Here is a 12,486-nt window from a genome sequence, read left to right as displayed (position 1 = left end):
AATAATCCTATTATGCCAGGAAGTTCATGAACATTCCGGGTGCAACGAAGATTAAAAGAAGACCGGTAACGAAACCGTAGATACCTGTGGTCTCTGCGATAGCACAACCGAGAAGCATGGTGGAAGTAACATCACTCTTGCACTCCGGCTGTCTTCCGATTGCTTCCAGAGCCTTTGCTACGGCGTTACCTTCTCCGATACCGGGTCCGATACCGGCGATCAGTGCTGCTCCTGCACCGATTCCACAACCTGCTAATGCGATACCTTTTGCCAAAAATTGAAAATCACTCATTGTTTTCCTCCTAGAAATTCATTTCCTATACTAAACAGGCTCTCTTTTGTCCTGTTTATTTTAAAATAAGCTCTTTACTTCCGCTAACTTTAGCCTTTTGCTATATTTTGCCTTCCGGCATATTTCGCCTTCTGCTGCATCTAGCCTTCCGCCGCATTGGCGATATACATAATCGTGAGCATTGTAAAGATAAATGCCTGCATGGCTCCGGAGAACCAGTCAAAATAAAAGGATAAGATTGCCGGTAAACCTACGCTCAAAATGGGAATATTGGATAAGAATGCTCCAACAGCTCCCGGAATCAATCCCAGTAACGCGGACGACGCAAGCGCAAGCGCGGCATAAATCAATCCGTTGATAACAATGCCGGATAAAATATTTCCAAAATGACGACACGCCATACTAATGGGGGTAGCAATCTCCGAAAGGATATTGAAGGGTGTCATAATGAAAATCGGGGTAGTAAAGCCCTTTAAGTAGCCTAAGAATCCTCCTGCTTTGATTTTGTTCGCCGTAATCATGGTGAATACGACAACAGCCCAGGCCGCTTCAGTCGACAAATCCGCCGTGGGGCTTCGTAAGCCTGTTAAGCTGATTAAGTTGGAAACAATACTTGTTCCGAAGAGTGCCGCCACAAAAGGAATCATCTTATCAAAGCGATTGCCTCCCGTATTGGTTCGAACAAGATTGTTCGCACTTTCCACAATCAACTCGGCTATGGCCTGCCTCTTACCGATATTTTCCACCTTCAGATTTCTTGTCAGGAAAATACAAAGACCTGTAATGATGAGCATAACCACCCAGCTGACGACTAGGGTTTCCGAAAGCAAAATGTCCCCTAAAATAGGAATTCCCGTAGGAATTTTTAAGAATATCTTTGCACCGGAAATATCAAAATTCATACTCTAGTTTTCACCTCCTTGTTTTTGATTTTTTCCCTTTTTCCATTCCAGAACTCCCCTTATACGAAGAATCCCGCCCGGAAAAAGTAGAGGAACAATACCTGCCACAGCCTGAAAACAAGGTGCCACAACGGCAAGAATAATCCATCCAAGCTGTAACATGGTACGATTTCGGTAAGAAAGCCGCATCCTCTGATAGGCCTCTTCCTGATTTTCTACACTAAGAACCCCCTGTACCGTAACCCCCATAAGAAAAAAATTCGTTACGGCAACGGCTGTCCCCAGCAGACCGGATAAAATCACTCGATAATCAAAGTTAACTTTTTCCGGTAAAAAGCGGTGAAGAATGAAGATGCAAAGCCACATAACGATTGTAGCAATACTACTCTGTACAGCTATCTGCACGGTTTCCTTCTTCACAGTTTCCTGAACCCTCATTTTTCTTCCTTTCCATCAGTAAGAGACTTTCGCAATCAACGGGACAGACTATCCTTCTTAAGACTTGTGCTCGTTAAATGCCTTATCCTTACTTCTCTTTTCTTCCTCTTCCTTTTTGCAAACGGAAAGGTAGACTTTATACGCCGTTACACATGAACCACCCAAGCCAAAGAAAAAAGCGGGGATGTATATCCAATAGCCCAGAGAAAAAACTTCCCTTAGGCGATATACCAAAAATAGGCAAAGTAAAAGTGGCATGATAAGGGACAAGCCAAGCTGTGTCAGAATCGACAGATTCTTTAACGCCTTAGACCATTCCTTCATGCCACTTCTCCTCCTTGATTTATCCGTATGCTCCCTACGGATTTCCCTCAAAATTTATCATCCTTTAAAACGAGGTTCCGTATTTCACACACAGTACTCGCTATAAATCAATATGTAAAGATTGATAAAACATTATCTCGCACGATTCTACACTAGCTCTATGGATTATTCAAGAATCTATAGGAAGTTTTAATGTAGAATCTGCGGCTAAATCAGACAAATCCTATTGTCTTCTTTCAGCAACACTTTATTATCGGCAATAATAAATTTTTCAAAAGGGGAAAATATTAAAAAATAGCTTTTCAATCAGAATATTTTTTTTTACACGGAAGCGCTTGCTTCCGCCTTCTTCTCTTCCGCTTGTACCTCCTGTTTCACTTCCGGCTTCTTCACCCTTTTTCCGGTAATGGCGGAAGTCGGACATTTCTGTGCGCAGATACCGCAGTCCGTACACTTCTCGTTCATGACCGCAAGGTTGTCCAACACGTGGATAGCATCAAAGGGACAGTTTTTCTCACAGATTCCGCAAGCAATGCAACCGATGGAGCAGGCATCCTTCACCTGCTTTCCCTTTAAAAGATTCTTACAGGAGACAATGTGCTTTTTCTTATAAGGCACTAAGGCAATCAAGGACTTCGGGCAGGCCTTTACGCAGGCACCGCAGGCAGTACACTTTTCCTTATCCACTATCGCAACGCCGTTAATCACATGAATGGCATCAAAGGCGCAAACCTTGACACAGGAGCCGTAGCCACAGCAGGAGTAAGGACAAGCCTTTTCCGTTCCGCCCGGAACCACCACAAGGTCATTGCAATCGGCAATTCCGCTGTAATGCGCCTGCTGCTTTGCCTTGTCACAGTCTCCCTGACAGTGCACATGTGCGACCTTTTTCACATTATCCACGGAAACGGAACCCGTTCCCATGATGGCGGCTATCTTCTCCGCAACGGGAGCTCCGCCTACCGGACACTGGTTCACGGGAGCCTGTCCCTTCGCAATTGCTTTTGCACAGCCGTCACATCCCGGAAATCCGCAGGCACCGCAGTTACTTCCCGGGAGAGCGGCACGAACTTCCGCCTCTCTCTCATCCACTTCCACTTTAAACTTTTCCGAGGCAACACCTAAAAATAAGCCCAAAATCAATCCGGTTGCTCCCACGAGTCCTGCGGCAACCAGAATCAGAGTAGTCATTAAACTCATAATCCCTCCTTAAATCAATCCGCCGAAGCCGAAGAAAGCAATCGCCATAAGACAGGCAGTAACGAGAACAATAGGAGATCCCTGGAAAGAATGAGGAATCCTATCATTTCCCGCAATAATATTTTCCCGAATCCCCGCCATAAGAAGGAGTGCCAGAGCAAATCCCACCGAAATTCCGAGTCCATAGACAAAGCTTTCCGCCAAATTATAGCCATAGGACACATTGTTTAAGGCAACACCAAGCACGGCACAGTTCGTAGTAATCAGAGGAAGGTATACGCCTAAAGACTCATACAGAGAGGGAATATTCTTCTTTAAAAACATCTCTACAAACTGCACAAGAGCGGCAATCACCAGAATAAAGACGATGGTGTTTAAATACTCCAGACCGTCCTTTAAGCCCAAAGCCTGACAAAGCGGGCCGGAAGCCGCGAGAAAAGTTACATAAATTCCATGAGTAATCACGGAAGCAATCACGATAACGAAAATGACCGCTCCTCCCATACCCTTTGAGGATTCCGTCTTCTTGGAAACACCGAGGAAGGGACAGATTCCTAAGAATTGGGAAAGTACTACGTTGCTCACTAAGGAATACTTAATGGCAATTAAGAGTAAGTCTTTCATACTGTCTCCTCCTTCTCCTTATGATCTACCGTAAGTTCTTCCTTAGCAACTTCAGGCTTTACAGCTGCAGACGCTGCTGCCGCAGTCTTAGCGATAGGCTTGGCCGCCTCCGTCTTACAATCCGAGAAACAGCCCATACAGTTTCCGCTACATACAAATTCACTCTGCACTGCGTCTCCATTCGTTGCGGAAGGCAGACGAAGTTTGTTTTGAATGGCGGTCAGCATCGCTAAAACAAGGAAAGCCCCCGGTGCCAAAACAAAGATACTGATATGATACGCTTCCGGAATGATTTGGAAATTGAAAATACTGCCGGAACCGATAAGTTCACGCACGGAACCAATAATCACTAAAGCAAAGGTGAAGCCGAGTCCCATCCCGAGTCCGTCACAGAAAGAAAGCAGCGGTCCGTTAAAGAGTGCATAGGACTCCGCTCTTCCTAAAATGATACAGTTTACCACGATAAGCGGAATATAGATTCCCAGCGCCTCATATATAGAAGGCACATAGGCCTGAATAAGGAGCTGCACGATGGTTACGAGGGAAGCCACTACTACGATTTCGCCGGGTAATCTCATTCTCTCCGGAATCACCTTTCTTAAGGCGGAAATCACAAGGTTTGAAAACATCAGAACCGCCAGTGTGGAAAGTCCCATTCCGAGACCGTTCATTGCGCTGGTTGTCGTCGCCAAAGTCGGGCACATTCCCAGCATAATGATAAAGGTCGGGTTTTCTTTGAATATTCCGTTTACAATTCTTTCTAAATATTTATTCATACTCCCCCTCCCTACTTTTCCGCATAGTCTTCCACAAATTCAGTGGCGGCATTGACTACATTGGTTACAGCGGTACTGGTAATGGTTGCGCCGGAGATGGCATCGATTTCATTTTCTCCTGCTCCGCCGCCCTTCTTTACGGAAAGCTTCGTCCCTTTTCCTTTGAACTGCTCATAGAACTCCGGAAGAGTCGCCTTTTGTCCGAGACCCGCAGTCTCCGGAAGCGTTTCCGGGAAAGAAATGCCCGTAACTTTCAAATCGCTGCTCACACCGACTACCACTACAACGGCTCCGCCGTATCCTGCAGCCTGTCCTTTCAGCACATAGCCTACCGTATTTCCCGACTCGTCCTTTGCAAGGATTGCCTCGGAAAGACTCGCATTGCCGTTATCCGCAGCAAGCTTCCCGTCCGCTGTCGCCTTTTCCAGCTTTTCCTTCAAGCTGTCCGCATCATAGTCATGTGCATCAAGTACCACCTTATATGCCGCATTGGTTTTCTCTCTGATTGCTTCCGCGATGGTATCCTTTGTTGCGGCATACACCGCCCCGAGAAGTAAGCCGGAAATGAGAGTAATTGCCGTTAAAACCAGTGCATCTTTGATAAAGGAATCTTTCTTCATCTTATTTACCCTCCCTTCCAAAAGCCTTCGGGATTGTCTTATTATTGATAATCGGAACTACAATGTTGGAGAGAATAATCGCGTAGGATACACCCTCGGCCGACCCGCCGTACAAACGGAAAAGCCCAGTTAAAAGGCCGGCAAGAATCGCAAAAATCACCTGTCCCATAGGGGTAATCGGAGAAGTCACATAATCCGTCAGCATAAAAAAGGCACCGAAAATCAGACCTCCGCCGAGAATTTCCGAAAGTAAATACTCGGGACTTGCCCCTCCTTTTCCGAAAAGTAAGGTAAAAAGGGCAACGGTTCCGATATAAAGGAGAGGCATCTTCGGAGAAATCACCCTTCGAATAATCAGGTAAAGTGCACCGATAAGAAGACAAATCTTAGATACTTCTCCGATTGTTCCCGGTATTCTCCCGAGAAACATATTCATTAAATCCGGTGTGGCCGTAGGACTCGCCTTTAAAATCGCAAGCGGTGTAGCGGTAGAAACCGCATCACTTCCCACTGATGTGAAGGTCGTCATTTTCCCCGCAAAGGAAATGAGAAGAAAACAACGTGCCGCAAGAGCAGGATTCATAAAGTTTGCTCCCAGCCCTCCGTAAAGCTGCTTCACCACAATGATGGCAAAAACGGATCCGACAATCGGAATCCAGAACGGAATATTGGGCGGACAATTCAAAGCAAGAATCATCCCCGTTACCGCGGCAGACCAATCGTTTATCGTTACGGGAAGCTTCATTGCCTTCTGGTACACAAGTTCCGTCAAAACAGCTGCCAGCGTTGTTAATACCACAACGAAGAAGGCATGGAAGCCCCATTGCAGACTGCCGTAAATCGCCGTGGGAAGCATGGCAATCACCACATCCCGCATGATAGACGAAGAGTTCACATCCTCTCTGATATGGGGACTGGATGAAATTTGTAATAGTTTCATGGTTTACTCTCCCCCCTTCTTTTCCGCTTTCGCTTTCTTCTCGGCTTCTGCTTTTCTCTCGGCTTCCGCCTTCCTTGCCAGTTCCGCCTTGATTCTTCTCTTCATTTCTTTAAAGCCCTGCGTGAGAGGCCGCTTTGCCGGACAAACATAGGCACAGCATCCGCACTCGATGCATTCCGTTCCGTATAAAGCTTTAAAGCGATCAATATCCTTCTGTAAAACCGCTTTCATCATCAAAACCGGCATAAGATTCGTAGGACAAGCCTCCGCACATCGTCCGCAATTAATGCAGGGCGTAACAGCTTCTTTAGAAACCTGATCCTCCTTAAACGCCAAAATAGAGCTGGAATTTTTCGTGACCGGTACATCCAAGGTAAATAAGGACATTCCCATCATAGGACCGCCGGAAATCACCTTTTCCGGATCTTCCGTAAATCCTCCCGCAGCATCAATTAACTGTTGATAATTGGTTCCGAGCGGAACACGGAAGTTTCCGGGATGTGCTACCGCATCTCCCGTAACCGTAAGAATTCTTCTTACGAGAGGTTTTGATTCGCAAACCGCCTCGAAAATAGCAATCAGCGTATCCGTATTGTTGACAAGCACCCCGGCATCGGCAGGAAGAATGGAAAAGTTGATTTTTCTCCCGGTAACGGCATAAATTAACTGCCGCTCTCCTCCTTGCGGATAGCGTGTTCTTAAAGAAACAACTTCTATTCTTTCTTCGTTTTTCGTGAGCTCTGTCAAAATCCGGATGGCTTCCGGCTTATTGTCTTCTATACAAATCTTTCCCTTGGCGTTCGGAAAGAGGGAAAGCACGATTTTCAAACCGCCGATAAGCTTCTCGGGTGTTTCCAGCATATCCCGATAGTCCGAAGTAAGATATGGCTCACATTCTACGGCATTGGCCAGAAAGAAATCGATTTTCTCCGGGTTCTTCGGACAAAGCTTCACAGAAGTGGGAAATCCCGCTCCGCCTAAGCCGACAATCCCGGCATCCTTTACAATTTGCACAATTTCTTCTTTGGAGAGCTTGGTATAGTCCCTCTTCTCGCCAAACCCGGGGATTGTCTCATATTCCTGATCATTCTCTACCACGATAGACTCTACCATACTGCCGCCCACCGTCAGTTTCTTTTCTATACTCTTTACCGTGCCGGAAACAGAGGAAATGACCGGAGCGGAAATAAATCCTGCCGCTTCCGCAATTTTCTGTCCCATCAGTACTCTGTCTCCCTTCCCCACAAGGGCTTTAGCAGGAGCACCGATATGCTGTGACAGGGGGTAGACCATCAGCCCCTCAGGACGCAAATCGACAATGGCCTTATCCATTGCCAATTCTTTTCCATCATAGGGGTGGACCCCACCCTTAAAAGTGGAAACACCCATCTTTTTACCTCCCAAAATGAACTCTCAACTTTATCTATAGAAGTATACTATGAAGCCCGGGGAAAGACACTATCCCCCGGGCTTTGCATTAAATTTAGTGCAGTAATTGATACGCCTTCACTACGTGCTTGGCAAGCACCGCCGTCGTCACCGCGCCTAGACCTCCCGGAACAGGGCTGAGCTTTTCCGCTACCGTTTTCATGGTGTCATAATCCACATCACCGCAAAGATTTCCGTCAGCGTCTACGTTGATCCCCACATCAATCACCGTCGCCCCTTCCTTACAATAGGACGAACCGATTGCCTTGGCTTTTCCAATTGCCGCAACCAAAACATCAGCCCGCTTCGCAACCTCCTTGCTATTTTCCGTCTTGGAATGACAAACGGTTACCGTAGCATCGGCATTCAGCATGAGAATGGAGAGCGGTTTCCCCACCACAAGAGAGCGACCGATAATGCAGACCTCCTTTCCGGAAAGCGGAATCTTATAGTATTTGCAAAGCTCCATCACCGCTTCCGCCGTACAAGGCGCGAAGGCATCCGGATCCTGCAAAAGAAGGCCGGCAAGATTCGAACTTGTCACCCCATCCACATCCTTCTCCTTTTTCATTACGGACAGCATTTCTTCCTCGTCAATCTGCGGAGGAAGCGGACGGAAAACCAGGATGCCGTCAATCTCCGGATCCTCATTTAAAAAGCGAAAAACCTCCTGAAACTCCTGATTACTGCAATTTTCTTCCAGATGATAATCCTTTACCTCCAGCCCGAAGTCCTGAAAACGCTTCTTGATTGAGCGCTCATAGGACATGTCCGCCTCCTTTTCTCCCACTCTTAAAACCGCAAGTGTAGGAAGGCAAGCCTCTTTCTGCACAAAACTAAGGCACTCCGACTGTATGGCTTCTACAACTTCTTTTCCTCTCAGTTCTTCCATAATCTTTCTTCCTCTTATCTCCTGTTCTTATTCAATTTCTTATCACATTTTAACTTATTGTTTTATTTCTTTTTCTCCACTTACCAACAAGTCAAACTAAATTCTTTTTTCAACCTCTCGAACTGTCTGTTCCAACAGCTCGCATTGTTTCAAAGCTTCCTCTACCGCCTCTTCTCTTTCCTTTTTTCTTTCCTCATTCTGCATCAGATTTGTATTGATTTTTACATTCAAGGCGGAACCGCGCATAGCGGTCAGAAAAAGACCGGCCGCTATTCCCACGTCGGATATCGCAAGCTTTGATCCCTCTTCCGCAAGCTCTTTCAGGCTTTTTGCAGTCTCTGCACAGAGTTTAAGGAGCTGTAAGGGGACATAAGACGCATGGTCCAAACATTCTTCCATCCTCTCCCGGTAGATTTCTTTTTCCTCCTCCGTTTCTTTCGGAAGAGCATACGCTTTCGCAAGCGGCATAAAAGCCTCTTCATCTTCTTTTGCAAGGCGAAGAGCTACTGTTCTCCCCTCTTCCCATTCCTGCATACGAATCTTCAGTCTTTCTTCATAATGCGCATATTTTTTCTTTCCAAGTGTCAGATTTCCCACCATGAGGGCAAGAGAAAAAGCCAGGGATGCGGAAAGAGCCGTCACCCCTCCTCCGGAAGGAATCGGACTTTTAGACGAAAGTGCCTCTAAAAACTCTGCTATCGTTTCCTTTCCCGGAGAAGGCCTTTCTCCTAAAATGGATTCCTTCTTTGTTAAGTCCCGGTTCTTATTCATTCTATTTCCTTCCCTTAAATCCCTTACTCTTTCACATCCATTTTTTCTACAAGATGCACTCGTCCCTTTGCATTCGGTAACTTTCCTCTGTAAGGAGCAATTCGATTTCCCCTCTTTCTGCTCCTTACGTGCAGCGCTTCTTTTTCCGATTCCGTCATCAAGCTATCCGTTTGTTCCGGATTTAAACCGGGCATGACTTCCCTCTTTCGTAAGAGATATTGATCCCTATCTCTTTCCCCCTCTGAAAATCCGTTTCTTTTTCTTAAAAAAAGGAAGAGGGCAAAAAGCAGTAAGCCGTTCACACTGAGCAAAAGACCGAATCGGGAACCCTCTGCCGTAAACTGCATTTCCATTTCATGTTCTCCTTCCCTCACGGGAATTCCTAAAAACGCCCCCATGGACTTCTCAGGCTCTACCGTTTTTCCGTCCACCTTCACTTTCCAGCCCGGATCATAGGGTATCGAGGTAAAGAGAATCCCGTCTTCTGCTGCTGTAAGGTGGGCTTTTACGGAACCGTCCTTCCATTTTGTTACTTCCATAGAACGCTTCAAGAGTTTTTCACTCACTCCGGAAAGGACGTCAAAAGAAAAAGAATAAGCGGTAGCATCCATGCTCTCATTTTCAGTCTGGCTCTTTAATTCCACCGTAGAGCCCTCTTCCAGATAACCCAAAGAAAGAAGATATCCCCTGTCAACATGGTCAAAGCTCTTTTCTCCATCCGGTAAAATGGCTTTCACTTCCTTTACCTTCTCATTGTTCACATAAACATAGATGTCTCTGCTCTTTTCCACAGTGAAAGTATAAACAGAAGACTCCATTTTACCGAGAATGGGCTCTAAAATGTCCTCGCCTTCCAGTGTCTTTGTAATAGAATTTTGTACAAGAGCCGGAGTTCCCGCCTGCAAATCAAACTGACTCAACTCCTCTTTTGTCAGGAAATATCCCAAAGGAAGAGCATATTGATTTTCATACAAGCGATACCCCCCTTCACCGTTCACATACGAAAGGCCTATGCCCTTACTGTTCTTCGGCTCCTCTTTTACTATCTCATACTTCAGTGCAAGAAGGCTCTTCATAAGAGGAGTTGCTCCATTAATGGAATAAGCATTGGTAGACGCTTCCATACCAAGCTTTGTATACCAATCCGATACAGCTCCATATGCCGTTGAAGAAAATATCGAAGCACTGTTGTAGCGCATAAGCGCACCGTCATCCTTTGTCTTCGCATCCTCCCGCAAAAAGCGATAAAAGCCGTCATCCTCCAGACGCACTTCTTTTACCAGTTTTTCCGTCTCCTTCCGTCCCTCAAGATAGGCATTTCGATCCGTAGTCGGAACGGAGGTCACCGCCATATTTAAGCTGGCCTCTACAAAGCATAGCGCAATTAACAAGAGGGTGAAAATCGAACTGTCCAATCCTTTTTTTCAAATACAAAAAGTAAAAAGTATAGGAAGAGAAACAAGAGGGTCAGATAAAAAACCGACCAGTGAAAGGCCTCCTCCGTAATCATCTTCTGACAAAGAATCACAAAAGCGGATGTCAAAAACAAAGAGAAGGACAAATCCTTTCTGCTGCTCAACTTTCTTTTTCCATACCACTCCGCTCCCGCAGTAAGCAGAAGGAAAATAAAGAGGAAGCTTTGCCTTGCCGGTAAACTGTTCGGATAATGAAATCCGTGCCAGATAAAATTCAAGGCATTAATGGAAAAACTCAAAAAGAAGAAAAGAACAAAGAAGGAAAAAATACACTTCTTCTTCATTTGAATTGCCGGATTTTTAAAATACAGAGGGACAATAAAAAGACTCAAGGCTCCGGCATAAATATTCGGCCAATGCTTCAGGCCCTGCTCCGTTTCCACAAAGGGGAAAAGTCTTGCCGCCATATCGATAATCGTAAAATATTGTGTAATCGTCTTCGGGAAAGATATTCCGGAAGAAGCGGTAAACCGTAAGGCAAAAATAGCCGGTAAAAGAAAAGCCGCCGCAATGAGAGCCGCCAAAATCGAATAAAGAGCAAAATAAAACAATCTTTTTCCTACGAGCTTTATCTCTTCCGCGCCATAATAGAAAAGTGAGGAAAGAAAATAGAACACCAGGAAAAGACAAATCATGATACTGATGTAATAATTAGAAAGAATAGACAGGGCAAGCGTTACGGTATAGAGTTCGGGTCTTTCCTTTTCCAGCATATTTTCCAAGCCCAAAAGGATCAAAGGGAAGAGAAAAATACAATCCAGCCACATCACATTCCAAGAATAGGCCGCAATATAACCGGACAAAGCATAAAGCATTCCAAAAAGAGTGGAAAAATAATCGTTTCTCCGAAAATGCTTTCTGAAATAGATTGATGCGGTCATCCCCGAAAGCGCTATTTTCAGTACAATAAGATAGGTAATATACTCAATAAAGAGTGTCTTCGGGAAGAAAATCACAAAAAAATTCAGAGGGCTGGCAAGATAATACGATAGCAGGGAACTGAAGTTTACGCCCAATCCCAGATTAAAGCTATAGGAAAGAGAGGAAAAGCTTTGTAACTTTGCCTGAAACTCTCTAAGAAACGGAGCATATTGATGGTATAAATCCGTCCGAAGAAAACTTTCCTTCCCAAACGGAAAAATTCCTTTGATTATAAAAATCATGAGCATCGTAAGCAGCGGCAAAAAAAAGGCTAACCAGTCTTCTTTTCTAACCCACTTTTTTTTCATTTTTTCACCTCTTTGGATACTTTACCTTAATCTGTAAAATTCAATCTGCAATATTGATTGGAATAAGAACGAGATTTCGCGCGTTGTGGACGATACCGGGCTATGAGCGAAAGATAAAAAATTTACTGCCGATATAATTCACGATAAGATTTATGGCTGAGCTTAAAACCCACCCCATTGTATGTGTAAGCCTGAGTACATCCACCAAAAGGACTAACAGAAAAAAACTTGCAATTCCGGAAGCCACACGCAGACCGAAGAAAGACAAGATCTCTTGAAAAAGCTTTCCCCCCTTCTTTCGAAAGACCATATATTTATTGGCAAAAAAAGCAAATAAAACCGCTGCCACGAAAGCCACTCCATAAGCAAGCTTATAGGAAATCACAGAGGCAACTCCTATTTTCTCGAAAAGAAAATCAAAACCGCCGTAAAAAATATAATTCACCAGCGTAGTCAAAACACCGACCAGGATATACCGTATTCCCTCATCCATATTTTTATGCATCAATCGAACAGTTCCTTTCCTTAAGTACCAGAACAGTATACGAAAAAGGACTCTTCCTGGCAACGGTAGA

The 12,486-nt window shown here is 45.0% G+C and carries 15 protein-coding genes; all 15 read right to left on the bottom strand.

Annotated features, from left to right (window positions below; translation table 11 throughout):
- Positions 1-10 precede the first annotated feature (10 nt).
- The 15 genes from atpE to HMPREF9124_RS04860 all read right to left on the bottom strand — a co-directional run bounded on the left by atpE (position 11) and on the right by HMPREF9124_RS04860 (position 12,416).
- Positions 11-292, bottom strand: coding sequence for an ATP synthase F0 subunit C (gene atpE, locus HMPREF9124_RS04925; RefSeq protein ID WP_009428481.1), 282 nt, complete (start codon positions 290-292; stop codon positions 11-13).
- A gap of 140 nt (positions 293-432) precedes the next feature.
- A complete protein-coding gene (locus tag HMPREF9124_RS04920) occupies positions 433-1,194 on the bottom strand; it encodes a F0F1 ATP synthase subunit A (RefSeq protein WP_009427860.1) in 762 nt (253 codons plus the stop codon).
- 3 nt (positions 1,195-1,197) lie between these two features.
- Entirely contained in the window at positions 1,198-1,632 is a 435-nt protein-coding gene (locus tag HMPREF9124_RS04915; RefSeq protein WP_009429553.1) for a hypothetical protein, read from the bottom strand.
- 57 nt (positions 1,633-1,689) lie between these two features.
- Positions 1,690-1,956: an AtpZ/AtpI family protein gene (locus HMPREF9124_RS04910; protein WP_009428781.1), complete on the bottom strand. Its 267-nt coding sequence runs from the start codon at positions 1,954-1,956 to the stop codon at positions 1,690-1,692.
- A gap of 321 nt (positions 1,957-2,277) precedes the next feature.
- Entirely contained in the window at positions 2,278-3,156 is an 879-nt protein-coding gene (locus HMPREF9124_RS04905; protein WP_009428100.1) for an RnfABCDGE type electron transport complex subunit B, read from the bottom strand.
- Positions 3,157-3,165: 9 nt separating this feature from the next.
- Positions 3,166-3,780: an electron transport complex protein RnfA gene (locus HMPREF9124_RS04900; RefSeq protein WP_009429842.1), complete on the bottom strand. Its 615-nt coding sequence runs from the start codon at positions 3,778-3,780 to the stop codon at positions 3,166-3,168.
- Positions 3,777-4,556, bottom strand: coding sequence for an electron transport complex subunit RsxE (gene rsxE, locus HMPREF9124_RS04895; protein WP_009428503.1), 780 nt, complete (start codon positions 4,554-4,556; stop codon positions 3,777-3,779). Before rsxE ends, HMPREF9124_RS04900 begins: the two co-directional genes overlap by 4 nt.
- Before the next feature lie 11 nt (positions 4,557-4,567).
- Positions 4,568-5,176, bottom strand: coding sequence for an RnfABCDGE type electron transport complex subunit G (locus HMPREF9124_RS04890; RefSeq protein ID WP_009429197.1), 609 nt, complete (start codon positions 5,174-5,176; stop codon positions 4,568-4,570).
- Between the two features lies 1 nt (position 5,177).
- Entirely contained in the window at positions 5,178-6,116 is a 939-nt protein-coding gene (locus HMPREF9124_RS04885; RefSeq protein WP_009429877.1) for an RnfABCDGE type electron transport complex subunit D, read from the bottom strand.
- A gap of 3 nt (positions 6,117-6,119) precedes the next feature.
- Positions 6,120-7,505: an electron transport complex subunit RsxC gene (gene rsxC, locus HMPREF9124_RS04880; RefSeq protein WP_009427972.1), complete on the bottom strand. Its 1,386-nt coding sequence runs from the start codon at positions 7,503-7,505 to the stop codon at positions 6,120-6,122.
- Between the two features lie 94 nt (positions 7,506-7,599).
- Complete coding sequence (locus tag HMPREF9124_RS04875; RefSeq protein WP_009429830.1) at positions 7,600-8,436, bottom strand: bifunctional 5,10-methylenetetrahydrofolate dehydrogenase/5,10-methenyltetrahydrofolate cyclohydrolase; 837 nt, start codon at positions 8,434-8,436, stop codon at positions 7,600-7,602.
- A 96-nt stretch (positions 8,437-8,532) separates the two neighbouring features.
- Positions 8,533-9,207, bottom strand: a complete 675-nt coding sequence (locus HMPREF9124_RS04870) for a cyclodeaminase/cyclohydrolase family protein (RefSeq protein WP_009429411.1) — start codon at positions 9,205-9,207, stop codon at positions 8,533-8,535.
- A 23-nt stretch (positions 9,208-9,230) separates the two neighbouring features.
- Entirely contained in the window at positions 9,231-10,622 is a 1,392-nt protein-coding gene (locus HMPREF9124_RS12485; RefSeq protein ID WP_009428333.1) for a YfhO family protein, read from the bottom strand.
- Positions 10,592-11,911: a YfhO family protein gene (locus HMPREF9124_RS12480; RefSeq protein WP_009427687.1), complete on the bottom strand. Its 1,320-nt coding sequence runs from the start codon at positions 11,909-11,911 to the stop codon at positions 10,592-10,594. Before HMPREF9124_RS12480 ends, HMPREF9124_RS12485 begins: the two co-directional genes overlap by 31 nt.
- Positions 11,912-12,011: 100 nt before the next feature.
- Entirely contained in the window at positions 12,012-12,416 is a 405-nt protein-coding gene (locus tag HMPREF9124_RS04860; RefSeq protein ID WP_009429708.1) for a GtrA family protein, read from the bottom strand.
- Between the last annotated feature and the right edge of the window lie 70 nt (positions 12,417-12,486).

Source organism: Oribacterium sp. oral taxon 108 str. F0425 (assembly GCF_000214455.1).
In the GTDB taxonomy this organism is placed as follows: Bacteria; Bacillota; Clostridia; order Lachnospirales; family Lachnospiraceae; genus Oribacterium; species Oribacterium asaccharolyticum.
The sequence above is the reverse complement of the archived record's forward strand: the minus strand, read 5'-3'. Positions and strand labels throughout refer to the sequence as shown.

Excerpts from the sequence above, each read along its gene's own strand:
- HMPREF9124_RS04910 (WP_009428781.1), bottom strand. The coding sequence starts at position 1,956 with ATGAAGGAATGGTCTAAGGCGTTAAAGAATCTGTCGATTCTGACACAG.
- HMPREF9124_RS04905 (WP_009428100.1), bottom strand. The coding sequence starts at position 3,156 with ATGAGTTTAATGACTACTCTGATTCTGGTTGCCGCAGGACTCGTGGGA.
- HMPREF9124_RS04860 (WP_009429708.1), bottom strand. The coding sequence starts at position 12,416 with ATGCATAAAAATATGGATGAGGGAATACGGTATATCCTGGTCGGTGTT.
- HMPREF9124_RS04920 (WP_009427860.1), bottom strand. The coding sequence starts at position 1,194 with ATGAATTTTGATATTTCCGGTGCAAAGATATTCTTAAAAATTCCTACG.
- rsxE (WP_009428503.1), bottom strand. The coding sequence starts at position 4,556 with ATGAATAAATATTTAGAAAGAATTGTAAACGGAATATTCAAAGAAAAC.
- HMPREF9124_RS04915 (WP_009429553.1), bottom strand. The coding sequence starts at position 1,632 with ATGAGGGTTCAGGAAACTGTGAAGAAGGAAACCGTGCAGATAGCTGTA.
- HMPREF9124_RS04900 (WP_009429842.1), bottom strand. The coding sequence starts at position 3,780 with ATGAAAGACTTACTCTTAATTGCCATTAAGTATTCCTTAGTGAGCAAC.
- HMPREF9124_RS04885 (WP_009429877.1), bottom strand. The coding sequence starts at position 6,116 with ATGAAACTATTACAAATTTCATCCAGTCCCCATATCAGAGAGGATGTG.
- HMPREF9124_RS04870 (WP_009429411.1), bottom strand. The coding sequence starts at position 9,207 with ATGAATAAGAACCGGGACTTAACAAAGAAGGAATCCATTTTAGGAGAA.
- HMPREF9124_RS04875 (WP_009429830.1), bottom strand. The coding sequence starts at position 8,436 with ATGGAAGAACTGAGAGGAAAAGAAGTTGTAGAAGCCATACAGTCGGAG.
- HMPREF9124_RS04890 (WP_009429197.1), bottom strand. The coding sequence starts at position 5,176 with ATGAAGAAAGATTCCTTTATCAAAGATGCACTGGTTTTAACGGCAATT.
- HMPREF9124_RS12480 (WP_009427687.1), bottom strand. The coding sequence starts at position 11,911 with ATGAAAAAAAAGTGGGTTAGAAAAGAAGACTGGTTAGCCTTTTTTTTG.
- rsxC (WP_009427972.1), bottom strand. The coding sequence starts at position 7,505 with ATGGGTGTTTCCACTTTTAAGGGTGGGGTCCACCCCTATGATGGAAAA.
- atpE (WP_009428481.1), bottom strand. The coding sequence starts at position 292 with ATGAGTGATTTTCAATTTTTGGCAAAAGGTATCGCATTAGCAGGTTGT.